This is a genomic window from Salinisphaera orenii subsp. halophila YIM 95161 (assembly GCF_003732545.1).
GTDB classification, from domain to species: domain Bacteria; phylum Pseudomonadota; class Gammaproteobacteria; order Nevskiales; family Salinisphaeraceae; genus Salinisphaera; species Salinisphaera orenii_A.
The window spans coordinates 25,877-46,796 of sequence record NZ_AYKF01000075.1 but is presented as its reverse complement, the minus strand read 5'-3'; the positions used below and the strand labels follow the sequence as shown (position 1 = coordinate 46,796).

Annotated in this window: 24 protein-coding genes; 12 read left to right on the top strand and 12 right to left on the bottom strand. The window is 67.9% G+C overall.

Annotation, left to right across the window (positions count from 1 at the left end; all coding sequences use genetic code 11):
• Nucleotides 1-151: 151 nt before the first annotated feature.
• Together SAHL_RS07890 and SAHL_RS18515 are read left to right on the top strand one after the other, a co-directional pair.
• The gene (locus SAHL_RS07890; RefSeq protein WP_123590864.1) at nt 152-373 is read left to right on the top strand and encodes an addiction module protein; all 222 of its coding nucleotides are present in this window, start codon (nt 152-154) and stop codon (nt 371-373) included.
• Nucleotides 370-669, top strand: a complete 300-nt coding sequence (locus SAHL_RS18515; protein ID WP_123590863.1) for a type II toxin-antitoxin system RelE/ParE family toxin — start codon at nt 370-372, stop codon at nt 667-669. Before SAHL_RS07890 ends, SAHL_RS18515 begins: the two co-directional genes overlap by 4 nt.
• 185 nt (nt 670-854) lie before the next feature.
• Here the strand turns inward: SAHL_RS18515 and SAHL_RS07880 are convergent, their stop codons facing one another.
• On the bottom strand, nt 855-1,802 hold the full coding sequence (locus SAHL_RS07880) for a LysR family transcriptional regulator (RefSeq protein ID WP_123590862.1): 948 nt from the start codon (nt 1,800-1,802) through the stop codon (nt 855-857).
• 250 nt (nt 1,803-2,052) lie between these two features.
• Here SAHL_RS07880 and SAHL_RS07875 point away from each other — a divergent pair, with 250 nt between their 5' ends.
• Both SAHL_RS07875 and SAHL_RS07870 read left to right on the top strand, forming a co-directional pair.
• Nucleotides 2,053-2,892 (top strand): alpha/beta fold hydrolase, encoded by an 840-nt coding sequence (locus tag SAHL_RS07875; RefSeq protein WP_123590861.1) that lies wholly within the window; start codon nt 2,053-2,055, stop codon nt 2,890-2,892.
• 329 nt (nt 2,893-3,221) lie between these two features.
• Nucleotides 3,222-3,725, top strand: coding sequence for a GNAT family N-acetyltransferase (locus SAHL_RS07870; protein ID WP_123590860.1), 504 nt, complete (start codon nt 3,222-3,224; stop codon nt 3,723-3,725).
• A 294-nt stretch (nt 3,726-4,019) separates the two neighbouring features.
• Here the strand turns inward: SAHL_RS07870 and SAHL_RS07865 are convergent, their stop codons facing one another.
• Entirely contained in the window at nt 4,020-5,018 is a 999-nt protein-coding gene (locus SAHL_RS07865) for a class I SAM-dependent methyltransferase (RefSeq protein WP_123590859.1), read from the bottom strand.
• 404 nt (nt 5,019-5,422) lie between these two features.
• A complete protein-coding gene (locus SAHL_RS17810; RefSeq protein WP_184947510.1) occupies nt 5,423-5,911 on the bottom strand; it encodes a hypothetical protein in 489 nt (162 codons plus the stop codon).
• Here SAHL_RS17810 and SAHL_RS07855 point away from each other — a divergent pair.
• On the top strand, nt 5,910-6,851 hold the full coding sequence (locus tag SAHL_RS07855) for an alpha/beta hydrolase (protein ID WP_184947508.1): 942 nt from the start codon (nt 5,910-5,912) through the stop codon (nt 6,849-6,851). The two genes, SAHL_RS17810 and SAHL_RS07855, sit on opposite strands and share 2 nt — an antisense overlap.
• Before the next feature lie 143 nt (nt 6,852-6,994).
• On the top strand, nt 6,995-8,215 hold the full coding sequence (locus SAHL_RS07850) for a TrkH family potassium uptake protein (RefSeq protein ID WP_123590856.1): 1,221 nt from the start codon (nt 6,995-6,997) through the stop codon (nt 8,213-8,215).
• A 290-nt stretch (nt 8,216-8,505) separates the two neighbouring features.
• Here the strand turns inward: SAHL_RS07850 and SAHL_RS07845 are convergent, their stop codons facing one another.
• Complete coding sequence (locus SAHL_RS07845) at nt 8,506-8,781, bottom strand: hypothetical protein (RefSeq protein ID WP_123590855.1); 276 nt, start codon at nt 8,779-8,781, stop codon at nt 8,506-8,508.
• A gap of 372 nt (nt 8,782-9,153) precedes the next feature.
• On the opposite strand from SAHL_RS07845, the gene SAHL_RS18000 reads away from it, so the two are divergent.
• Nucleotides 9,154-10,107 carry a tetratricopeptide repeat protein gene (locus SAHL_RS18000; RefSeq protein ID WP_221177880.1) on the top strand — a complete coding sequence of 318 codons (954 nt, stop codon included), beginning with the start codon at nt 9,154-9,156 and terminating at the stop codon, nt 10,105-10,107.
• Nucleotides 10,108-10,487: 380 nt separating this feature from the next.
• Nucleotides 10,488-10,820: a YnfA family protein gene (locus SAHL_RS07835; protein ID WP_123590853.1), complete on the top strand. Its 333-nt coding sequence runs from the start codon at nt 10,488-10,490 to the stop codon at nt 10,818-10,820.
• 795 nt (nt 10,821-11,615) lie between these two features.
• On the opposite strand, the gene SAHL_RS07830 is transcribed toward SAHL_RS07835, so the two are convergent.
• The 3 genes from SAHL_RS07830 to SAHL_RS07820 form a co-directional block, all read right to left on the bottom strand.
• Complete coding sequence (locus SAHL_RS07830; RefSeq protein WP_123590852.1) at nt 11,616-12,092, bottom strand: hypothetical protein; 477 nt, start codon at nt 12,090-12,092, stop codon at nt 11,616-11,618.
• A gap of 3 nt (nt 12,093-12,095) precedes the next feature.
• A complete protein-coding gene (locus SAHL_RS07825) occupies nt 12,096-12,365 on the bottom strand; it encodes an ElaB/YgaM/YqjD family protein (protein ID WP_123590851.1) in 270 nt (89 codons plus the stop codon).
• A gap of 92 nt (nt 12,366-12,457) precedes the next feature.
• The gene (locus SAHL_RS07820; protein WP_123590850.1) at nt 12,458-13,255 is read right to left on the bottom strand and encodes a TatD family hydrolase; all 798 of its coding nucleotides are present in this window, start codon (nt 13,253-13,255) and stop codon (nt 12,458-12,460) included.
• 162 nt (nt 13,256-13,417) lie between these two features.
• Between SAHL_RS07820 and SAHL_RS07815 the strand changes: the two genes are divergently transcribed.
• From SAHL_RS07815 to SAHL_RS07800, 4 genes are all read left to right on the top strand, one after another.
• Complete coding sequence (locus SAHL_RS07815) at nt 13,418-14,083, top strand: TIGR04211 family SH3 domain-containing protein (RefSeq protein ID WP_123590849.1); 666 nt, start codon at nt 13,418-13,420, stop codon at nt 14,081-14,083.
• Between the two features lie 133 nt (nt 14,084-14,216).
• Entirely contained in the window at nt 14,217-16,145 is a 1,929-nt protein-coding gene (locus SAHL_RS07810; protein ID WP_123590848.1) for a cation:proton antiporter, read from the top strand.
• Nucleotides 16,138-16,782 (top strand): alpha/beta hydrolase, encoded by a 645-nt coding sequence (locus SAHL_RS07805; RefSeq protein ID WP_123590847.1) that lies wholly within the window; start codon nt 16,138-16,140, stop codon nt 16,780-16,782. Before SAHL_RS07810 ends, SAHL_RS07805 begins: the two co-directional genes overlap by 8 nt.
• A gap of 11 nt (nt 16,783-16,793) precedes the next feature.
• Complete coding sequence (locus SAHL_RS07800) at nt 16,794-17,240, top strand: tellurite resistance TerB family protein (RefSeq protein ID WP_123590846.1); 447 nt, start codon at nt 16,794-16,796, stop codon at nt 17,238-17,240.
• Between the two features lie 30 nt (nt 17,241-17,270).
• On the opposite strand, the gene SAHL_RS07795 is transcribed toward SAHL_RS07800, so the two are convergent.
• The 5 genes from SAHL_RS07795 to proC are packed head-to-tail and all read right to left on the bottom strand — an operon-like array spanning nt 17,271 to nt 20,873.
• Nucleotides 17,271-17,684 (bottom strand): DUF4426 domain-containing protein, encoded by a 414-nt coding sequence (locus tag SAHL_RS07795; RefSeq protein ID WP_123590845.1) that lies wholly within the window; start codon nt 17,682-17,684, stop codon nt 17,271-17,273.
• A gap of 11 nt (nt 17,685-17,695) precedes the next feature.
• The gene (gene metW, locus SAHL_RS07790; protein WP_123590844.1) at nt 17,696-18,331 is read right to left on the bottom strand and encodes a methionine biosynthesis protein MetW; all 636 of its coding nucleotides are present in this window, start codon (nt 18,329-18,331) and stop codon (nt 17,696-17,698) included.
• Nucleotides 18,328-19,473, bottom strand: a complete 1,146-nt coding sequence (metX, locus tag SAHL_RS07785; RefSeq protein ID WP_123590843.1) for a homoserine O-succinyltransferase MetX — start codon at nt 19,471-19,473, stop codon at nt 18,328-18,330. The genes metW and metX overlap by 4 nt, the downstream gene beginning before the upstream one ends.
• 6 nt (nt 19,474-19,479) lie before the next feature.
• Complete coding sequence (locus tag SAHL_RS07780; protein WP_123590842.1) at nt 19,480-20,043, bottom strand: YggT family protein; 564 nt, start codon at nt 20,041-20,043, stop codon at nt 19,480-19,482.
• Entirely contained in the window at nt 20,040-20,873 is an 834-nt protein-coding gene (gene proC, locus SAHL_RS07775) for a pyrroline-5-carboxylate reductase (RefSeq protein WP_123590841.1), read from the bottom strand. The genes SAHL_RS07780 and proC overlap by 4 nt, the downstream gene beginning before the upstream one ends.
• Between the last annotated feature and the right edge of the window lie 47 nt (nt 20,874-20,920).

The window sequence follows — 20,920 nt, the reverse complement described above, 5'->3', positions numbered from 1 at the left end:
CGCATGGCAGCCGAAGACCGAAAATACCCGTTAACCTGTTCTCAACCGTCCGCGGAAACGGGGTAGAACCCGGCGTGAAGTTGCAGGCTAGCAATTCGTTCACGTCAGTTCAGGCGTTGGGTTAACAGTACGATCGCGCTATTCTCTAACCATGATTGATGCAACGCTGATCTCGAAGGTAAAAGAACTTACGCCCGCTGAGCGGTTGGAGTTCATCGAGGCCGTCTGGCAAACGATGGCTGAAGAAGATGTTCCGATCACAGCTGCCGAGCGGTCGCTATTGGACACGCGTATTGCGGACGCGGACATCAATCCTGGCGACGAAAGCTCATGGTCTGACGTTCGCGAGCGGCTAAAGCGCCAGCTGCCTTGAGCTATAGCGTTTATGTTCGTGGCGCTGCAGAACGCGATGTCGCCGAAGCGCAGCGATGGTACGAACAGCAACAAGCGGGTCTGGCTGCCGAGTTCAACGCTGAATTCGGTTCGACTCTGGACCGGCTTGCTGATACTCCGTTTCTTTACCCGCAGAGATACCGCGAAATTCGGCGTGCGGTCCTCCGCCGATTCCCGTTTTTGGTTTGGTACCGAGTCGAAGGCGCAAAGATTACGGTCCTCGCCTGTACTCATGGCAAAGCGAACCCGAGTGAATTGCCGTCACGGCTCCGCTAGCCATGCACGGGGTCGGGTCTTGCATCGCCCCATGTCTAGCAAGCCGCCGCGCGAACGACAAAGTCGATCATGGCCTTGCGGCGCGTAGTTTTGTTGAGCCGCGATCCGTGGCCGTGACGTCCAACGCACTTTCAAAGGCCTTGTAATCGATAAGTCAAGGTGCGCCCGGTCTCCCAGCTCGGAGATCATTGCAAATGGACGTCAGGTTCTCGCCGCTTTCTAGCACCGCCGGTTGACCCTGCACTCAGGCGCTCACGCAGTCGCGGTTTGAGAAAATCGAGCAGGGCGCGCGTTTTTTGCGGCATCGGCGCCTGTCCGCCGTGTATGAGGCTGGCCGGCCAGGAGGCGGGCTCGAATGGTTGGAGCACGGCCTCCAGCCGTGCGGCGTCGAGCGCGTCGGCGATCTGATACGACAACACCTGCGTGATGCCGCTGCCGTGTTCCGCGGCGGCGATGGTGCCTTCGGCGGTCGTCACACTCAGCCGTGGTTCGATCGGCTGCATGAGAGTTTGCCCCTCGTCGGCGAATGACCAGGCGATCCGCTCGTTCGGCGCGCCCATGGCGATGCATTGATGATGGCACAGTTCGCAGGGATGGCCCGGACGCCCGAAGCGATCCAGATAGGCCGGGGCCGCGCAGCAGACCCGGCCGATGCGGCCGACGGGCATCGCCACCATGTTGCTGTCCGCGAGTTCGCCGATCCGCAGCGCGATGTCGACGTGTTCCTCCATCAGATGGACGAGGCGATCGACCAGTAGCAGTTGAATATCGATGTCGGGGTAGCGGGCCATGAATTCCGCGATCAACGGCACGACATGCAGTCGCCCGAACACGATCGGTGCCGTCATCACGACTTCGCCGCGCGGGACGGCATATTCGCCGCGTACGGCCCGCTCGGCGTCGTCGACTTGCTCGAGGATGCCCCGGCACGCCGCAACGTAGGCCGCGCCCGTGTCGGTCAGCCGTGTATGGCGCGTGGTGCGATGGAGCAGCCGACTGCCCAGATATGTTTCGAGATCGCCGATGCGGCGATGCACGGTCGATAACGGGATGCCGAGTCGTCGCGATGCCGCGGACAGATTGCCCGTCTCGGCCACCGCGATGAGTAGCGACATCGCCGCCAGTCGATCCATGCCGCTCCGGATTTCGGGAGAGTCATTCCCGATACTGCCCCGTTATCTTCGAAAGCGAAAGGCCCTACGGTTAGCCACGTACCCGGTGACGGTTCAGACCGGGCGGCTACGACAGAGCGGTGTGCGACCTCGCGAGTTCAGGGCGCGCCGCTCGCTCGGCACGGCCCCGCGGCAACGGCGCACGCACGGCCTATCGGAATCGCGCCTGTGACGTCACCACTTTTCGTTTCATCAACCCAGCGAGTACATCATGACGGATATTCGTTATCGCAGCGTCGATGTCGACGGCATCGACATCTTCTATCGCGAGGCCGGCGTGCCTGGCGCGCCCAAATTGCTTTTGTTGCACGGCTTTCCGACGTCGAGCCACATGTTTCGGGATCTCATTCCTAAGCTGGCGGATCGCTATCATCTCGTGGCCCCCGATATGCCCGGCTTCGGTCGTTCGGGTCTGCCCGAGACGAACCGGTTTGAATCGCTCGCGGACTCGATGACGGGGTTCACGGAACGCGTCGGCTTCGACCGCTTCGCGGTCTATGTATTCGATTTCGGCGCGCCGACCGCGTTTCGCATGGCGCTGCGGCATCCGGAGCGCATCACGGCAATCATCAGCCAGAATGGTAATGCCTACGAAGAGGGCCTGGGCGACGGCTGGAATCCGGTGCGCGCCTATTGGGAGGATCCGTCGCAGACCAACCGCGACGCCTTGCGCACCTTGCTGACCGAAGAGACCACGATCTGGCAGTACACGCACGGTGTGCCGGAGCCCGAGCGCGTCTCCCCCGATGGCTACATGCTGGATATGCATTACCTGGCGCGTGCGGGCATCGCCGACGTTCAGCTCGATCTGTTCGGCGACTATCGCTACAACATCGAAATGTATCCGGCGTTTCAGGCGTATTTCAGAACGCATCGGCCGCCGTTCCTCGCCGTGTGGGGGCAGCACGATCCGTTCTTTCTGCCGCCGGGCGCACAGGCGTTCAAGCGCGACATGCCGGAGGCCGACGTGCAGTTCTTCGATACCGGCCACTTCGCCCTGGAAACCCACGCCGAGGAGATCGCGGCGGCGATTCGGCGCTTCCTCGGCTAGCGGCGATGGCCCCCGTCTCCGCGATAAACGCCTGGCGTGGCTGCGAGCGGCGCCCGGGGACGCGGAGCGAGAGGCTTCAGCGAGCGCCGCGGTCAGCGGGGACGCTCGGGGCGGGTCTGCCATCGCCACGTTCTCCGCCAAACCGCCGATCCGGCTGGACCGTCAATGACGGTTGTGGCGTTGCGTGGCTTCGTCGAAAAGTGATCCGGCGCTCTGGCTTGCGACGCATGATCCGACGTTCTGCAATCGTGAAGCGATGATGCCCGGGCTTGTGCGTTGCGGCCCGGGGATGATTCGCTGATGGTCCAGACCATGCCGGAGTGCGACCTTTGAATTGCCGGATCCGCGACGAAACCCCGGGCGACGAAGCGCGTATCGACCAGGTCGTCGAGGCCGCCTTTCGGGAGGCGCCGCATGCGGATGCGACCGAGCCGTTGATCGTGGCGGTGCTGCGCCGGTCGGGCGCGCTGGCGGTGTCGCTGGTGGCCGAGGTCGAGGGGGCGATGGTCGGTCATGTGGCCGTGTCGCCGGTGAGCGTGCCGGGCGGCGCCTACTGGTACGGGCTGGGGCCGCTTGCGGTGCTGCCGACGCATCGACGGCAGGGCATCGGCGCCCGACTCGTGGACGCCGCGCTGGCGGATCTCGCCGCGATCGGCGCCTCGGGGTGCGTGGTGCTGGGCGACCCGGATTATTACGGGCGGTTCGGGTTCGAGGCCGTCGAAGGGCTGGTGCTGGCCGGCGCGGCGCCGGCGTATTTCCAGGCGTTATCGCTCGGGGATGCGTTTCCGCAGGGGGAGGTCGTCTACCACGAGGCATTCTCGGCGACGGCCTGACGTCGCCGGCGAGGCCGATGGCGGCCGGGCGGCTGCGTCGCGGGAGCGGGTCGGGCCATGCGGCATGCCGGATGGCCGCGGTGCCCCTCTATCGATGAGCGGGTCGGGCGTCGAAGGCGGGTCGGTCTCGGCTACGGCACGAGACCACCATTGCATCGCCATCGTCTGGCAGGTCGCCGCTGGCGCGTGCCGGCGGCGTGTCGAGCCTCCATGCCATGCCGTGGTGTTCGTCGTGACGCCCGGACGATGTCGATTGACGCGTCGCCGGATCCCGCAGGACAGCGTCCCGGACGATCAGGAATAGCGCCAGAGAATCGGCAGCTTTCGCAGCCCCTTGCGCAGCATGTCGGGCTTTTCCAGGCCGAGCACCCAGCGCCGCCTCGCGCGCACCGCGTAGGCGCCGTCGAGATACGGTTCCAGGACGTCGAGCCCGGACACCGGTACGTCCTCCGGCGCGATTGCGGCCGGGGTGGCCACGGCCCCGGCGCACAGTTGCTTGTAGCCCCACGGATGCGGCTCGGCGACCAGGCGCGACCAGCTCACCCCATAGCCCGCGAACGCCAGCAGGGCGCGCAACGAGTCGGGCGTGAAGAAGTTGAGATGTGTCACCGGCTCGTGGGCAGCCGGTAGCTGGCCGACGACTTCGATCGGCACCTCCACATAGATGATGCCGTCCGGTGCCAGCGCCTCGCGCAGCGCGGCGAGGGTTTCGCGCGGATCGGGCAGATGCTCGACCACATGGCTGCAGATGATGACGTCGTAATTGGCATCCGCAGGGATGTCGTGTTCGGTGTCGCCGATCTTGGTGACGCCCGGGTGCACGCGCTCGGAATAGTCGACGAGATGACACAGCGCGCCGCGGTCGACGAGGCCCCTGAGCATGCGGCCGTCGCCGCCGCCGAAGTCCAGCACGCGCAGGCCGCGGGTCGACTTGGCTTTCGTTTCGCCCAGTATCAGTCGGGTCAGGCGCCGCGCGCGGCGAACGTCCTGCCGGCTGAGCGCCGCTGTGGCCGCCGGCGCGTCCTGGGCGCTGTCGCTCGGCGTGTGCCGATACTTGCGCGCGATGTCGTCGGCGGTCGGCCGGGGGCTGTAGGTCAGAAAGCCGCAGTTGCGGCAGGCGATGAACTCGACGCGGAAGGCGTCCTGGCCCGGCGCCCAGACGTCGAACAGGACCTCCATGGCGTTGCGATAGGGCCGCGCGCCGCGCTGCCGATCCGCGCGGTGATAGGTCCGGTGGCCGCGATTGTCCCAGGATTGGTTGCTGCAGACCGGACACGTCGGATTGTCGTTCATTTCTTGTTCTCGTTATGACTGTAGGGGGCGCTGTGAGCCGCTCGGCCCCGGCGCGTTGCGGGTGCGAGCGGGAGGCGCTGGCGGCTGCGCCGGCGCCCGTGATGGGCGGGGCCGCTGTCCGCAGCGATTTTCGCGAGTCTGGCACCGTCGCGAGTTTAACGTCGGCGCCGACAGTTGAACCAGCGTATCCGGTATGACCGATGGGCACGAAACCGGCCGCCCGACGGCTATCGATGCGATGCATCGCCTGTCTGTGGGCATCGAATGCGTCGCAGGGGCGGGCCGTTGACGGCTGCCGGCGCGCGAAAGGATCGCCGCGGTGCCTCGCGTTCGGTTCGGCCGGTGGCGCCCGGCTGCGATGCGTCGTACTCGGGCAGACTTTCGATGATACGATCGATGCAGAATCAATCAGTCAGGGAGACGCCGTGAACCAGATCATCTATCTCGTGGGGCTTGTGGTCGTGGTGATCGCGATACTGTCGTTCATGGGGATCATGTAACGCGACGGACGACGGGGCGGTGAGCCGCCCTCGCGACGAAACGCGTTCGAAGCGGTGGGTGCCGTGCACCGTCGCTTCGGGCGCGTTTTTCGTTGCGTGCTGGTTGATCGCCGACGCCGGCCGAGCGTTGGCGTGCTGTGGGCCGGTGAATGCGCCGACGTATTCGGATGCGTCCCGGCCGGGTAGCGGATGCCTGTTCGCGGACCGCTGCGTGGACGCTCCGCGACTCGGAGAATGCGCCGGTGTTTGACCGCTGCCCAAGTCGGCAACACGATGACCGGATGAGGCGAAGCGGGCGCTCGATTCGCGGCCTCGCGCCCATTCGGGCGTCGATGCCGATGCGTGCTGGCCGGCGGTGAACCGGCCCGGCCTCGCCGCCGTGCTGGCTGCCATGCTGGCCTGTCCGCTCGGCTGCTCGGGCGAAGGCTCGTCGCCAACGCCGGACGGGCTCGACTTCTCGGCGCTGATGGCGCCGGACGACACCGCTGGCGCCCTGCCACCGCGCCAGCCGTATCGGGCGCGCGACGGCGCCCGGCTGCACTATCGCCACTACGAAGCGGATTCGCCGGTCTGGCTGATCCTGATCCATGGCTCGGCCACCGACAGCGTGTATCTGCAACGCTTCGCTAATGCGGTCGCGGGCGCTGGCGCCGCGCAGGTGGTCACGCCGGATCTGCGCGGCCACGGGCCGTCGCCGGGCCGGCGCGGCGATATCGCCTATATCGACCAGCTCGAGGACGATCTCGCGGATCTCGTCGGCCATCTGCGGTCGTGGGGCGGCGCTGGCCGCGTCATCGTGGGCGGCCATTCCTCGGGCGGCGGCCTGGCGTTGCGGTTCGCGGCCGGAGAGCATGGCGATCTCGCATCGGGGTATCTGCTGCTGGCGCCGTATCTCGGCCACGACGCGCCCACTGCGCGGCCGAGCGGCAACGGCTGGGCGAGGCCGAATCTGTGGCGCATCGTGCCGATCGCGGCGGCGAACGCATTGGGCATTCGCTGGTTCAACGGTGTGGATGTGCTGTACTTCGACCTGCCGGCGCGGTATCGGACCGGGCGGGAGACACTGGCCTACTCGTATCGGCTGATGACGGGCTTCGGCCCGGCGGACTACCGCTCGGCGTTCGCGACCCTCGACGCGCCGGCGCTCCTGCTGGCCGGCGCCGAGGACGAGGCCTTTCGGCCGGAGCGCTACGCGCCGGCGATCACGCCGCACAACGCGGCCGTGGATATCGAGCTGCTCGATGGCGTGTCGCATCTCGGCCTGGTGATGCGGGACGCGACCGCGAAGCGAGCCGTGCGCTGGCTCGATGCGCTCCGGCAGCCGGTGGACTGAGCCGTCCTGCGGCCCGCGTGCCGGGCCATTCAGGAGGGCGTAGCAACCCGGCGGAGTTTTTGTGTCCGCCGTGGTCCGCGGGCGCCGGCGTCGTCGTATCATCACGCTCGCGTGTCCTGTCGGGACGGGTGAGGCGGTCCGGTATGCGAGCGTGGCGGTGGGTGCGCGGGTTTCTGGGACGCCAGCGTCCGGTGCGGCTGGTGGCGGGCGGCTATGCGTTGTATGTGCTGATCGGGTTCGGTCTGCTTTGCCTGCCGTGGGCGCAGGCGGCCGAGGACGTCGCATGGCTGGATCATCTGTTCATCGCCACGTCGGCGGTATCCACCACGGGTCTGGCCTCGATCAGTCCGGCGGACAGCTACAGCTTCTTCGGCGAGCTGGTGATCATCGGCCTGATCCAGCTCGGCGGCATCGGCTACATGACGCTGGGCTCGTTCTTCATGCTGGCGGTGCGCCACCGGCTGGATTCGCTGCACACCAAGGTCGCGCGCCAGGCGTTCGTGCTGCCCCGCGGCATGGAACTGGCGCGCTTCATCCGCGGCGTGGTGCTGTTCACGTTCGTGATCGAGGCGATCGGTGCCGCGATTCTGGTGCCCGCCTTCATGGCCGCGGACGCGCCCGCGCCGGTCTGGAACGGTATCTTTCACGCCATCTCGGCGTTCTGCACGGCCGGCTTCAGCCTGTTCAACACCAGCCTGGAAGGCTTTCGCGACGACGTCGTCATCAACCTCACGATCGCGGCGCTGAGCATCCTCGGCGCGCTGGGCTTCATCGTGATGAGCGATGTGTGGCGGCTGGCGCGCGGCCGGCCGGGCCGGGTATCGCTTACCTCGACGATCATCCTGCGGGTGACCTTCGGGCTGATGATCGTCGGCACGCTGCTGATCGGGCTCGCCGACGACGCGCTCGCCGCACTGCCGATGGGCGAGCGCTGGCTGGCGGCGTTCTTCCAGACCATGACGGCGATGACCACCGTGGGCTTCGATACCTACGCCATCAACGACATGGCGCTGGCGTCGCTGCTGCTGATCGTGGTGGCCATGGTCATCGGCGCGTCGCCGTCCGGTACCGGTGGCGGCGTGAAATCCACGACCGCGGCGGTGTTTCTGGGCGCCATCGTGGCCACGCTGCGCGGGCGCGAGCGGGTCGTGCTGGCCGGCCGCGAGATCGACACCGCGCGCGTGAATTCGGCGCTCGCGGCGTTCGCCTTCTACATGATCTGCCTGATCACCGGCACCTTCGCGCTGCTGCTCACCCAGGCCGGCGGCTTCGTGCCGCTGATCTTCGAGGCGACCTCGGCGATCGGCACCGTGGGCCTGAGCCTCGGCGCGACCGCACCCTCGACGACACCGGCAAGTGGGTGATCATCGTGCTCATGTTTCTGGGGCGCCTCGGGCTGCTCACGGCGGGGCTGGCGCTGTTGCCGTCGCCGCAGGACGCGCGGCGGCTGCGCGCGCGTCGCGAGGATCTGGCGGTTTGAGATCGATACCGCCGGTGTGCGGGGCGGCCCGGCATCGCGCCGGCGGCCGGGCGAGCCGGCCCTGGGCAGGTTCGGGCCCGGACCGGCGGTAGATCGCCATCGCGGCGGTGCGGCTCGGTGCTGGCCGGGCGAGCCGGACGCGCGGCGTCGTGCGGTCGCGCCCGGTCCGCGCGCCTACTTGCCGGCCTTGCCCTGTGCCGACGAGACCTTGTCGATGATCTTCTGATTGACCTCGGCGCATTCCTTGAGCGACGTATCGGCGCCGCATTCGATGGTGAGGTCCATCGCGTTGCCGTTGGCGTCGTTGACCTGGAAATGGATGGCGGGCGAGGCCGGCGGCGCGGCCGCGGGACCGCCGTGCGAATGCGGCCGATGCGGCTCGGAATCGCCGCAGGCGGTGAGTGCGAGCCCGGCGGTGGCGACCGCGAGGATGGTGACAGCCTTGCGCATGCGAATCTCCCTTTGATGGTTCTGTGGTGAGCGATACGAGTATCCACGCTCGGCCGCCGCGGGTCCACGCCGCGCCGTCGGTGTCGGGTTTGAGCTGTCTGCGGGCGGGAGCCTTAGTGCGTGCTGCGAACGTAAAAGGCGTGGCCGGGTCGGGCGCCGGCCAGGGGGCTCGACGGCGATCGGGCCCGCCGGCTGATCGGCCTGGCCTTCGTGGCATGCCGAATGGTTGCGCTTTCGTTTCCGTGTGCGTCGTCTTTCGCGCCCGTTTCGTCCGCAGGCTGCTAGTCTCGGGATTCGATACCGGCGCGCTCAGGGGGCGGCATGACCATCGGAAACGGCGGGAGGCGAGGGCTGCGCGGAACGGCGGCGGCGATGGGCCTGCTGTTGGCGACGGGCGCGGTCGCACAGACGTCCTCGTTCGGCACGTCGCCGGCGACCGGGGATCAGGATCATGTCGCGCGCGAGATGGTGCGCGTGCTCAAGGCCTATGCGGTCTATAAATCCGGCGACTACGAGGCCGCGTTCGAGCGCTACCAAGCGCTGGCGGAGGCGGGCAGCGTGCAGGGCATGACGAACCTGGCCAACATGTATGCCGCCGGCGAGGGCACCGGGCGCGACGAGGCCCGGGCCCTGACCTGGTATCGCCGCGCCGCCGAGCAGGGCTCGGGCAACGCCATGCTGCAGCTGGCGCTGGCCTATCGGGACGGGCGCGGGACCACGGCCGACACCGAGGCCGCGGGCCGCTGGCTGCGCGAGGCCGCCGAGCAGGATACGACCGAGGCGCAGTGGCTGCTGGGCCGGCGCCTCTACGCGCGCGGCGAGCAGCTGGCCGGGCTGGAGTGGATCCGCACCGCGGCCTGGACAGGCAACGATCCGGAGGCCCAGCAGTTCCTGGTCGAGCGCGGCGAGGGCGAGGCGGGCCGGGGCGCGCTCGACGCGGCGCGACGCGAGGCCGTGCTGGCGACGCTGCGCGCCGTCGACGAGGCCGCCGGGGGCCGCGATGCCGCGGGGATCGTGGCCCGGATCGACCGCGACGCGGAGATCCGCGTGCGCCTGCCCAACGGCGCCGGCTGGACGCGCCTGACGCGGGCCGAGCTGGAAACGCTCTGGCGCGATACCTTCGAGCAGGCCGACGCGTACCGCTATCGGCGGGGCACGCCGCAGCTGCTGGCCACGGAGGACGGGGTCCTCGCCTTCTCCGAGATCGAGGAGCGGCTCGGCACGGCGCCCGACGCCCGCGAGCTGACATTGAGCGAAGCGGCGACGCTGCGGGTGCGCGACGGCACGGCGACGATCACGCGGCTGCGGCTGGATATCGACGACTGAGGGCGCGTTGCCGTTTGACAGGCCAGGCACGCCGATGAAGCGCTGGCTCGCGTGCCGCCTCGCGCGTTGGAGCGTCATGATGCCCGCGTGCCCCGCGTAGGGCGGATAAATAGTTCGATGCCGCACACCGAGATACGCGCACCCCGCGCACCCCGCGCACGGCCGGCTTGGTCACCGCACCCGGCACGCATTGAAGCGGTCGGGCGCGTGTCGGTTGCCGAGCGCCGCCGCCTGCCACGGTATCCTGCACCACGCCCGTGCAACAGCGGCCGGTGGTCGAAGGCACGCGTCTTGCTTTAATTGCGACGCACGGCGCGTATTCGCGCCGCCTGCGGCCGCTCGCGGCCGCAGGCATCCACCCCGATCCAACACGGACAAGCATGGCACTGCTCAAGGTCTTCGGTCTGTTCGTCTTCACCGCGGTGGTGGAGATCATCGGCTGCTATCTGCCGTACCTGTGGCTGCACAAGGGCCACAGCGCCTGGTTGCTGGTGCCCGCGGGCGTCTGCCTGGCGGGCTTCGCCTGGCTGCTGACGCTGCATCCGGAGGCCGCGGGGCGGGTCTATGCGGCCTATGGCGGTATCTATATCGGCGTGGCGCTGGCCTGGCTGTGGGTAGTGGATTCGGTCCGGCCGACGACCGCCGATATCGTGGGCGTCGTCGTCTGTCTGCTGGGCGCGGCAATCATCATGCTCGGGCCGCGCCATGCGTGATCGTCGCCGCGACTCGGGCACGGACCGTGGGCGGATGAACCGCGCCCGCGCGCTCGGGGTCGTCCGGGGCAGGATACGGGGCTGAAACGGACTCGGGGCGTGATCGCTCGCCGGTTCGGCCAGTGTGGAATGGCAGCCGCCGGCGAGATGGCGCCGGGCCGCAGATCGCCACGACGTTCGCCGTCGTTGCGCGTCCGGTACGTGCGTCTGACGCGGGATTGCGGGACAACCGTCGTCGAATCTCCGGGACCGCTTGCCCGGCCCCCGAGTCGTTCGCCGCGGTGCGACCTAAAACCGGGATCACGCTCCCCAGAAACGCGACCCCGGCCACCGCACAACGGTTATGAAAGCGGCTATCGGTCCACCCGGCGGCGCATGCGCTCCGCGTTGCCGATTGGGCCGATACGGATGATTCGAGGATCCGGTACCGCAATCACCCATAAACCGGCAAAATCGATGCCAGAATAATAACCGTTTTTATTCAGCTTGTTGTGTTTCTTTTCAGCAGCAGGGATAGCGGTGTCGTAAGATTTCTCGACAGCCGGGCACGGCGACTTTTGCCCCGCATATGCGGGGCCGCGCGGGTATACACGCCGTCATCTGGCGTTAATGGCGGTTTCGACGGTGCGCATGGAACCGTGTACCGCTCTGCAATGGCCTACCTGAACCTGTCATGAATACCGACAGCCGGGCAGGCGTGGCCGCCGCTCCGCGCCGAAACGGCTCGGTGCGGTCGGGGCAGACGTCAGGCGCCGGGGCGGCGCCTTCCGTTCGTCGTTGCGTCCCGCGCCGCCGTCAGTCGCCGTTGTCGGACAGGTCCTGCAGGGCCTGGATGGCCTTGCGGGTGGCCAGCGGTCCGGCCGCGCCCATCAGCAGCGAGCGGATCCGCGGGCTGGCGGTGAGGATCACGCCGGCCGACAGGGCGCCCACGACCGCGAGGCCGGTGTTGCGCTTGGCCCAGTTGGTCGCCTGATCGCCGATCACCGGGCGCAGCTGCTGTTCCAGCATGTTGTCCGGATTGCGACGCAGCTGTTTGGCCTTGCTCTTCTTGCCGCCGGCGCTGGCGATCAGCACGATCACCAGCAACAGCATGACGAGGCCGATCAGGCCGCCACCGGTGATCAGTGCCGCCTCGGCCGGCGTGAACTGGTTGGCCAGCAGCATGTAGACGCCGGCCGCACAGCAGAGCAGTCCGGCGAATGCGGTGAGCATCCCCAGCCAGATGAGGACGTTGAGGCTGAACGCCTTGGCCAGTATTGCCTTGGCATTCATGGGTTATCGACCGATGAGCTTGCCCAGGACCAGGCCGATGCCGAACGCCGCGAGCACGCTGGTGAACGGGCGCGATTCGATCTCGCTGCCGAGATCCTGCGTCTGGCGGTTGGCCTCGCGCTTGAGTTCATCGTACTTGCCGCGTGCGGAGTCGATGCCGGCCTGTGCGCGCTGCTCGGACGAGCGCTTGTAGGTTTCGGCCAGTGCGGACAGATCGCGCTTGAGCTGGTCGATGTCCTTGCGGAGCGCTTCGGATTCGGGATTCTGGGACATGGGGGAGCCTCCCTGATGGGATTGTCTGGGTAGAACGTGGAGCATACCGGTTGTGCACGACGAATGGACATCCGTAGTGCACCGGGTGTCGTTCAGCCGACGTCCGTGAGTCCGAAGAACCGCGCGGCATTGGCGTGGGTGTGGGCCGCCACGGCCTCCTGCGATTGCCCGCGGGCCTCGGCCACGGTCTGCAGCACCCAGGGCAGGTTGGCCGGCTCGTTGCGGCGTGTCCGGGGTTTCGGCCGGATCGTACGGGGCATCAGGTAGGGGCAGTCGGTCTCGATCATCAGGCGGTCGTCGGGAATGCGGTCGACGATGGCGTGCAGCTCGGCGCCGCGGCGCTCGTCGCAGATCCAGCCGGTGATGCCGATGTGCAGGTCCTCGGCGAGATAGGCATCGAGGGCGTCGCCGTCGTCGGTGAAGCAGTGCACCACGGCGCGCGGCAGGTCCGGCAGGTAATCGCGCAGGATCGGCAGAAACCGGGCGTGGGCCTCGCGTTGGTGAAGAAAGACCGGCAGGCCGTGTTCGCAGGCGATCTCGAGCTGGGCGGCGAACACCCGCTCCTGGGCCGCCCGCGGGGAGATGTCGCGGAAGAAATCCAGCCCCGCCTCGCCGATGGCGACGATGTCGCCGCCGGACGCGGCCCGGCGCATGAGCCCGGCCAGGGGCTCGTCCCAGTCCTCGGCGTGGTGTGGATGCAGGCCGGCGGTGGCGTGGCAGCGGCCGGGGTGGGCCCGGGCGATGTCGATGGCCGCGCGGCTGCTGGCCAGGTCGCTGCCGGTCACGATCAGGCGGCTCACGCCGGCCGCGTCGGCGCGCTCGAGCACCGCGTCCAGGTCTTCGGCAAAGCTTTCGTGCGCCAGGTTGGCGCCGATGTCGGTCAAGAGCATGGCGGGTCGAATGGGTCGATCGAAACTGGCGGCAGTCTAGCGCGTCGGGCAAGGCCGTCGGGGCGGTCTGGTCGCGCGCATGCGGTTTGCTACACTCGCGGCCTCGGTCGGGGCGCGCCGGTCAGGGATCGCGCCGAGCATTGTGCATTCGAAAGGGCGAGCATGCGGTATCGGGTGGGACAGCTGGTCGGCGTGGCCGGCCTGATAATGGTCACCGTTTCGGCGAGTGCGGCGACGCGCTATGTCAGCGATGAATTGTCGATCAACATGCGGCGGGGGCCCGGGACGAGCTATCGGATCACCGAGTTGCTGGCCGCCGGCGATCGGGTCGAGACGCGCTCCGAGAGTAACGGCTGGACCGAGATCCGCACGGAAGACGGCGACACCGGGTACGTGCTGACGCGCTTTTTGTCCGAGGACCCGGCGGCCCGCACCCGGATCGCGGACATGCAGCAGCAGACCGAAGCGCTGAAACAGGAGAACGCCGAACTCAAGGAAGAGCTCTCGGAGGCCTTGAGCGGCTCCAAGGAGCTCGGCGAGACCAAGCGCAAGCTGGTTTCCGAGAACGAGCGGCTGTCCTCCGAGCTCCAGAACCTGCGGGAGACGTCGGCCGATGCCATCCGCATCAGCGAAGAGAACGAGAAATTCCGCGAGCAGATCATGTCGATGCGAAGCGAGCTCGAACGGCTGCGCCATCAGAACGAGGCGTTGCAGAGCCGTCGCGAGGGCATGAAGATCGGCGCGCTCATCCTCGTCGGCGGCATCGTCGTCGGCCTGGTGCTGCCGCTGTTCCGCCGGCGTCGCAAGAACAGCTGGGATTCGCTCTAGCGCCGGGCGCGCGCGCCCGAGTGCCACGCCCGTCGACGGCGGGCGTGAAGCGGCCGGAATGCGTATGCTGACGCCGGTATCCCCATTCACTGCGAGCACAGCGCGGCGATTCGTCGTCGGCGTCGGATAGCGCATGGAACATCATCTGTCCATCATTCTCATCACCATCGTCGCGCTGGGCGTGTTCTCCCAGTGGGTGGCGTGGTGGCTGAAGATGCCGGCGATCGTGCTGTTTCTGGTCAGCGGCGTGCTCGCCGGGCCGGTGCTGGGCGTGGTCAATCCCAGCGAGGACATCGGCGAGGTGCTGTCGCCCCTGGTGGGCCTGGCGGTGGCCGTGATCCTGTTCGAGGGCGGGCTGAGCCTGCGGCTGCACGAGTTCAAGGAGGCCGCCTCGGGCGTGAAGCGCCTGGTGTCGGTGGGCGCGGCGCTGTCGTGGCTGCTGTACACGCTGGCCGCGCACTACATCGGCCAGCTGAGCCTGCCGGTGTCGCTGCTGTTCGGCGCCATCCTGATCGTCACCGGGCCGACGGTGATCATCCCCATGCTGCGGCAGGCCGGGCTCAATCGCCGCACGGCCTCGTACCTGAAATGGGAAGGCATCATCAACGACCCGATCGGGGCGCTGCTCGCGGTGCTGGTCTTCCAGTACTTCGTGTTTGCCGGGGCCGACGCGGCCGACGGCATGCAGGTGTTCATCGATCTGGGCTGGGCGATCCTGATCTCGCTGATCCTCGGCGGCGGCGTGGCCTGGCTGCTCGGTTGGGCGTTCAATCACACTTGGGTTCCGGAATATCTCAAGGCGCCGCTGACCTTCGCCTTCGTGCTCGTGATCTACGGCGTGGCCAGCGAGTTCTTCGCCGAGGCTGGCCTGCTGGCCGTGACCGTGATGGGCATGATCATGGGCAACATGTCGATCGCGGGCATGGCCGAACTGCGTCGATTCAAGGAATACATCACGATTCTCATGGTCTCGACCGTGTTCATCGTGCTCACCGCCGATCTGGATCCGAACGTGCTGCTGCATCTGGACTGGCACGCGGGCGCGCTGGTGCTGGCGGTGCTGTTTGTGGTGCGGCCGGCGGCGGTGTTCCTGTCCACGATGTTCACCGACATGAACTGGCGCGACCGGGTCCTCGTGGGCTGGATCGCGCCTCGCGGCATCGTGGCGGCGGCGGTGGCCGGCGTGTTCGGCCCGCGCATGGTCGAGGCCGGCTACGGCGGCGCCGAGCAGCTGCTGCCGCTGATCTTCGCGGTGGTGTTCTCCACCGTCATCCTGCACGGCTTTTCCATCGGCCGACTGGCCCGCTGGCTGCGCCTGTCGTCGGAGCCCAAGGGCGTTCTCATCGTCGGTGCCTCGCCCTGGTCGACGGAGCTCGCCCGCGCGCTGACCAACGAACTGGACGTGCAGGTGGTGCTGGTGGATTCGTCCTGGCACCGGCTGCGCACGGCGCGGCTGGCCGGCGTAAGGGTGCTCTACGGTGAGGTGCTCTCCGAACAGATCCAGCAGTCGCTGGAGCTCAACGAGATCGCCTGCCTGCTGGCCGCCACCAGCAACGACGCCTACAACGCACTGGTGTGCTCCCACTACGTCACCAGCCTGGAGCACGATAGGGTCTTCCAGCTGCCGATGTACGCCGCCGACGAGGATAACGGCGCCAAGATCGTCGCCCGGCCGCTGCGCGGGCGGCCCGCCTTCAACAACAACGCCCAGTACGAGGAGTTGTGGCGGCGGCATTTCCAGAGCTGGCAGTTCTACAAGACGCGCATCACCGAGAGCTACAGTTTCGAGGACTTCAAACGCGACTGCCCGGCCGACGCGATCTTCATCGCCCGGCGCTATGCCGACGGCACGCTGCTGTTCAACGCCGCCGGCGGCACGCCGCGCGCCGAGGTCGGCGACACGCTGATCTATTACGCGCCGAAAAAGGATGCCGGCGATCGGCGCCGCGCACGGGCCGAGCGCGCCGTGGCGGCCAGCGGCCGCACGCTGCCCGGCGCCCTGCCGGACAGCGAGGCAGCGCTCGAACGGGAACGACAGGAAGGAAACGACAGCAATGCTTGAATGGCCTGATGCGGGCGAGAGCACCCGCGGATTGATCGACGGCCCGGACGGCCCGCTCGAGGTCAGTGTCGGCCGACCGGATGAGGCCACCGGCGGTTTGGTCCTGGTCTGTCATCCGCATCCGCAGCAGGGCGGGACGCTGGATAACAAGGTCACCTACATGATGGCCCGGGCCGCGGTGGAGGCCGGCTACACCGCCGTGCGTTTCAACTTCCGCGGTGTGGGCGAAAGCGGGGGCGGCTTCGACGACGGCGTCGGCGAGGTCGACGATGCCCGCGCGGTGCGCGACTGGGCGCTCGAGGCCTCCGGCGAGCCGCTGGCCGGCGTCTGCGGCTTTTCGTTCGGGTCCGCGGTGGCGCTGCGGCTGGCCGCCGGCGACGGCGCGCCGCGGCTGGTGACCGTCGGTTTTCCCGCGGCCTACTTCGACGGCGCCCCGCCACGGCCGGAGACCGAGTGGCTGGCGATCTTCGGCGACGCCGACGATGTGATCGACGTCGACGCATCGATTGCGGCCGTGCGGGCACTCGAGCCGCCGGTCGATGTCCAGATCCTGGCGGGTGCCGGGCATTTCCTGCACGGCCGCCTGACCGACCTGCGGCAGCGGGTCATCGCCTTTCTGGACAGCGACGAGGGTTAGTGGAGGCTTCTATGGGATTGCTCGAACGACTGCGGCACGCGATCGATCCGGATCCGGACGAACAGCGCGACCCGGAGGCCGGCAAGCGGATCGCCGCGGCCGTCCTGCTGCTGGAGATGGCCCACGCCGATCACCAGCACGCGCCCGAGGAGTACGCGGAGATCCGCCGCCAGCTCAAGGCTTATTTCGGACTCGACGACGACGAGACCGAGGAGCTGCTGGACGCGGCGCGGCCGGAGGCTCAGGAGGCCGTCTCGCTCTATCGTTTCCTGAAGACGCTCAACGACGGGCTGGACCCGACCGAGAAGCGCCAGGTGCTGGAGATGCTCTGGCGGGTGGCCTATGCCGACCGGCATCTCGATGCCCAGGAGGAGCATCTGCTGCGCGAGATGGCCGAGCTGCTGTACCTGCCGCACAGCGAATTCATACGCGCCAAGCTGACGGTCACCGGCGAGTAGCGGCCGGGACCGTGCAGACGCGGGCCGCTACTATTCGGTGTAGAAGGTCTGGTTGAACTCCACGGGGATCATCGCGCTGCCGTCCTCGGCGCGCACGTCCAGCGACAGGGTAAGGGTGTCGTCGTCGCTGATCGGCAGCCCGGCGAGCGAGTAGACGCTGTTGGCGCTTTCCACCTGGGTGAACGACAGTGGCCGGGTCTCGCCCATGAGGGTGCGGGCCTGCCCGGTCACCCGGGCGGGCACGGCGTTGAGCGGGGCGTCGGCGGTGGGCCGCTGCAGGGTGACCATGACCACGGCGCGGTCGCCGGCGCGCTCGATGCCGTTGGCCTCGGCGACCGAGGCCGGGATCTGCATGCTGTTCACGGCGCTGTACTGCACGGTGTAGTCGCCGCTGTCGACGCTGCCCGCCTGTACCGGCCCGGCCAGGGCGAAGAGCGCCAGCACGGCGAGTGCGATCAGTCCGTGTCGTGGCCCCGCAGCTGATAGAGCGCGATCTCGCCGAGCAGATTCGGGAAGGTGCGCATCATGACGTTGCTCTGATGGGCATGGTTGACGACGTGCCGGCGTACGATCTCGACCTGCTTGTCCCGACATAGCGCCTCGAAGTCCCGCACCGTGCAGAGATGGATATTGGGCGTATCGTACCACCGGTTCGGCAGCGTCCGGGACACCGGCATCAGGCCGCGCAGGCCCAGCGAGGCGCGCGGCCGCCAGTGGCCGAAGTTCGGGAAGGTGACGATGGATTCGCGGCCGATGCGCAGCATCTCGCCGATGAGCAGGTCGGGTCGCATCACTTCCTGCAGCGCCGAGCTCATGACCACGTAGTCGAAGCTTTTGCTCTCGAACTGGGACAGCCCGTCGTCGAGATCCATCTGCAGTACGTTGACGCCGGCCGCGACGCAGGCGATGACGTTGTCGGCGTCGATCTCGAGGCCGTAGCCGGCAACGTTGCGCGCGGCGTGCAGGTGGGCGAGCAGGGTGCCGTCACCGCAGCCGAGATCCAGCACCCGCGTCTCCGGCGCGATCCAGTCCGAGATCAGCGCGAGCTCGGGGCGCAGTTCGGCGCGTGTGGGGGCCGCGGGCACGCTCATGTGTCGCGCTCGCAGGCCACGCGGTGGAGATAGGTGCGCAGCGTGTGAACGTAGTGCGGCATGGTCAGCAGGAAGTCGTCGTGGCCGAGGTCGGAGGTGACCTCGGCGTAGGAGACCTGCTTGCCGGCGTCCACCAGTGCATCCACGATCTCGCGCGAGCGCTCCGGCGCGAAGCGCCAGTCGGAAGTGAACGAGACCACCATGAAGCGCGCGGTGGCCGGGGCGAAGGCCTTGGCCAGGCTGCCGCCGGTCTCGTGCGCCGGGTCGAAGTAGTCCAGTGCCTTGGTCATCAGCAGATAGGTGTTGGCGTCGAAGCGGTCGACGAACGACGCGCCCTGATAACGCAGATACGACTCCACCTGGAACTCGACGTCGAAGCCGTAGTTGATGCGGCCCTCGCGCAGGTCGCGGCCGAACTTGGCGCGCATCGCGTCGTCCGACAGATAGGTGATGTGGCCGAGCATGCGGGCAAGCATCAGCCCGCGCCGCGGCACGACGCCGTGTTCGTAGTAGCGGCCGTCGTGGAACTCCGGGTCGGTGATGATCGCCTGCCGGGCGATCTCGTTGAAGGCGATGTTCTGGGCCGAGAGCTTGGGCGCGGCCGCGATCACGATCGCGTGTGCGATGCGGTCGGGATAGTCGATCGACCACTGCATCACCTGCATGCCGCCCAGGCTGCCCCCGATCACGGCGGCCCACTGCTCGATGCCCAGGGCCTCGCGCAGGATGTTCTGCGAGCGCACCCAGTCGCTGCAGGTCAGCACCGGGAAGTCCGGGCCGTAGTGGCGTCCGGTCTCCGGATGCAGGCTGCCGGGACCGGTCGAGCCGTTGTAGCCGCCGAGATTCGCCGGGCTGACCACGAAGAAATGGTCGGTGTCGATCATCTTGCCCGGGCCGATGCACTTGTCCCACCAGCCGGGCTTTTCGTCGTCCTCGCTGCGATAGCCCGCGGCGTGATGATTGCCGGACAGCGCGTGGCAGACCAGGACCGCGTTCGAGCGGTCGGCATTGAGGGTGCCGTAGGTCTCGTAGACCAGATCGAAGCGGTCGATCGTCTTGCCGCAGTCCAGCGGCATGGTCTCGGCCACGTGCAGCGTCTGCGGTTCGACGATTCCGACGGACTGGGGGTTCGGCTCGGCCATCGGCAGCTAGCGGAACAAACCAGGCAGGGGCAGCAGGCGGCTGACGACCTGCAGGCCGATGATGACGACCAGCGGCGACAGATCGAGCCCGCCCAGCGACGGCATGTACTGGCGCACCGGGCGCAGCAGCGGCTCATTGACGGTGAACAGCATCGCCGCGGCGGGCGAGTACTGATTGGGGGCGATCCAGGACATCAGCGCCTGCACCAGAATGGTGAAGAAATAGAAGTTGCAGATCAGCACGCCGGTCTTGAGCACCGCCCACCAGACGATGAGCAGCGGTTGCCCGCCGAACTCGGGCGCGGCCAGCCACAGATCCACCTGGATGTTGATCAGGCACAGGAGGACGACGAAGACCAGCGCCGGCACGTCCAGATTGCGCCAGCGCGGAATCAGCCGGCCCGCCAGGCCGACGGGCACGCGCGTGGCCTGCCAGACGAACTGCGAGATCGGGTTGCGGAAATCGGCGTGCACCAGCTGCAGGATCACGCGCAGCAGCACCACGGCCGTGTACAGCGCGATCACGGTATCGACGAGGAACAGCAGCGCGTTGTTCGCGTTGTATGTCATCGGCGTGTGTCGTCCATCAGTGCCTGGCCCAGGGTGTCGGCGCGCCGGGCGGCCGCCTGCATGGCGTCGCGCACCAGCGCGTTGAGATCGCCCGCCTCGAAGCGGTCGAGCGCGGCGGCGGTGGTGCCGCCCTTGGAGGTGACCTTCTCGCGCAGGGTGGCCGGATCGTCCCCGGATTCGATGGCCATGCGGGCCGCGCCCAGCGCCGTGTGCAGCACCAGCTCGCGGGCGGTGTCGTCGTCCAGCCCGAGCTCGCGGGCGCCGGCGTGCATGGCTTCCATGAAGGCGAAGAAGTAGGCCGGGCCGCTGCCCGACGTGGCGGTCACCGCGTCCAGCAGGGATTCGGCGTCGACCCAGACCGTGATCCCCGCGGTCGCCAGAATGGCGTCGGCGAGCTCGCGCTGGTCGGCGGTCACCCCGGTGCCGGCATACAGGCCGGTGGCCCCGGCACCGATGAGCGACGGCGTGTTCGGCATGCAGCGCACGAAGGCGAAGTCCTCGCCCAGCCACTGCGCCAGCGCGGCCAGCGGCACGCCCGCGGCGATCGAGATGATCAGCGGCCGGCGGTCGGCGAAGCGGGTCGCGAGATCGGCGCAGACCTCGGGCAGCAGCTGCGGCTTGACCGCGAGGATCACCGCGTCGGCGCCGAGCACCTCGGCGTCGGCCTCGGCCACGGTGCGGACGCCGTGGTCGTCGGCGAGCTGTCGGCGCTTGTCGGCGTCGGGTTCGACGATGGTGATGCGCTCGCCGGGACAATCGGCGCTGCGCAGCCCGCTGACCAGGCTGGTGGCCATGTTGCCGCCGCCGATGAACACGATGGAGGAATCCATTCCGGCCCCGCTGTCTGAAACTCGCCGCATGATACGCGATGGGTCCG

Coding starts and splice junctions, on each gene's coding strand:
- SAHL_RS07800 (WP_123590846.1), top strand. CDS start 16,794: ATGGGATTGCTCGAACGACTGCGGCACGCGATCGATCCGGATCCGGAC.
- SAHL_RS07890 (WP_123590864.1), top strand. CDS start 152: ATGATTGATGCAACGCTGATCTCGAAGGTAAAAGAACTTACGCCCGCT.
- SAHL_RS07865 (WP_123590859.1), bottom strand. CDS start 5,018: ATGAACGACAATCCGACGTGTCCGGTCTGCAGCAACCAATCCTGGGAC.
- SAHL_RS07825 (WP_123590851.1), bottom strand. CDS start 12,365: ATGTCCCAGAATCCCGAATCCGAAGCGCTCCGCAAGGACATCGACCAG.
- SAHL_RS07855 (WP_184947508.1), top strand. CDS start 5,910: ATGCTGGCCTGTCCGCTCGGCTGCTCGGGCGAAGGCTCGTCGCCAACG.
- metW (WP_123590844.1), bottom strand. CDS start 18,331: ATGAGCGTGCCCGCGGCCCCCACACGCGCCGAACTGCGCCCCGAGCTC.
- SAHL_RS07875 (WP_123590861.1), top strand. CDS start 2,053: ATGACGGATATTCGTTATCGCAGCGTCGATGTCGACGGCATCGACATC.
- SAHL_RS07820 (WP_123590850.1), bottom strand. CDS start 13,255: ATGCTCTTGACCGACATCGGCGCCAACCTGGCGCACGAAAGCTTTGCC.
- SAHL_RS07780 (WP_123590842.1), bottom strand. CDS start 20,043: ATGACATACAACGCGAACAACGCGCTGCTGTTCCTCGTCGATACCGTG.
- SAHL_RS07815 (WP_123590849.1), top strand. CDS start 13,418: ATGCGGTATCGGGTGGGACAGCTGGTCGGCGTGGCCGGCCTGATAATG.
- SAHL_RS07880 (WP_123590862.1), bottom strand. CDS start 1,802: ATGGATCGACTGGCGGCGATGTCGCTACTCATCGCGGTGGCCGAGACG.
- SAHL_RS07845 (WP_123590855.1), bottom strand. CDS start 8,781: ATGCGCAAGGCTGTCACCATCCTCGCGGTCGCCACCGCCGGGCTCGCA.
- SAHL_RS18000 (WP_221177880.1), top strand. CDS start 9,154: ATGGGCCTGCTGTTGGCGACGGGCGCGGTCGCACAGACGTCCTCGTTC.
- SAHL_RS07850 (WP_123590856.1), top strand. CDS start 6,995: ATGCGAGCGTGGCGGTGGGTGCGCGGGTTTCTGGGACGCCAGCGTCCG.
- metX (WP_123590843.1), bottom strand. CDS start 19,473: ATGGCCGAGCCGAACCCCCAGTCCGTCGGAATCGTCGAACCGCAGACG.
- SAHL_RS07835 (WP_123590853.1), top strand. CDS start 10,488: ATGGCACTGCTCAAGGTCTTCGGTCTGTTCGTCTTCACCGCGGTGGTG.
- SAHL_RS07810 (WP_123590848.1), top strand. CDS start 14,217: ATGGAACATCATCTGTCCATCATTCTCATCACCATCGTCGCGCTGGGC.
- SAHL_RS17810 (WP_184947510.1), bottom strand. CDS start 5,911: ATGGCAGCCAGCACGGCGGCGAGGCCGGGCCGGTTCACCGCCGGCCAG.
- proC (WP_123590841.1), bottom strand. CDS start 20,873: ATGGATTCCTCCATCGTGTTCATCGGCGGCGGCAACATGGCCACCAGC.
- SAHL_RS07805 (WP_123590847.1), top strand. CDS start 16,138: ATGCTTGAATGGCCTGATGCGGGCGAGAGCACCCGCGGATTGATCGAC.
- SAHL_RS07830 (WP_123590852.1), bottom strand. CDS start 12,092: ATGAATGCCAAGGCAATACTGGCCAAGGCGTTCAGCCTCAACGTCCTC.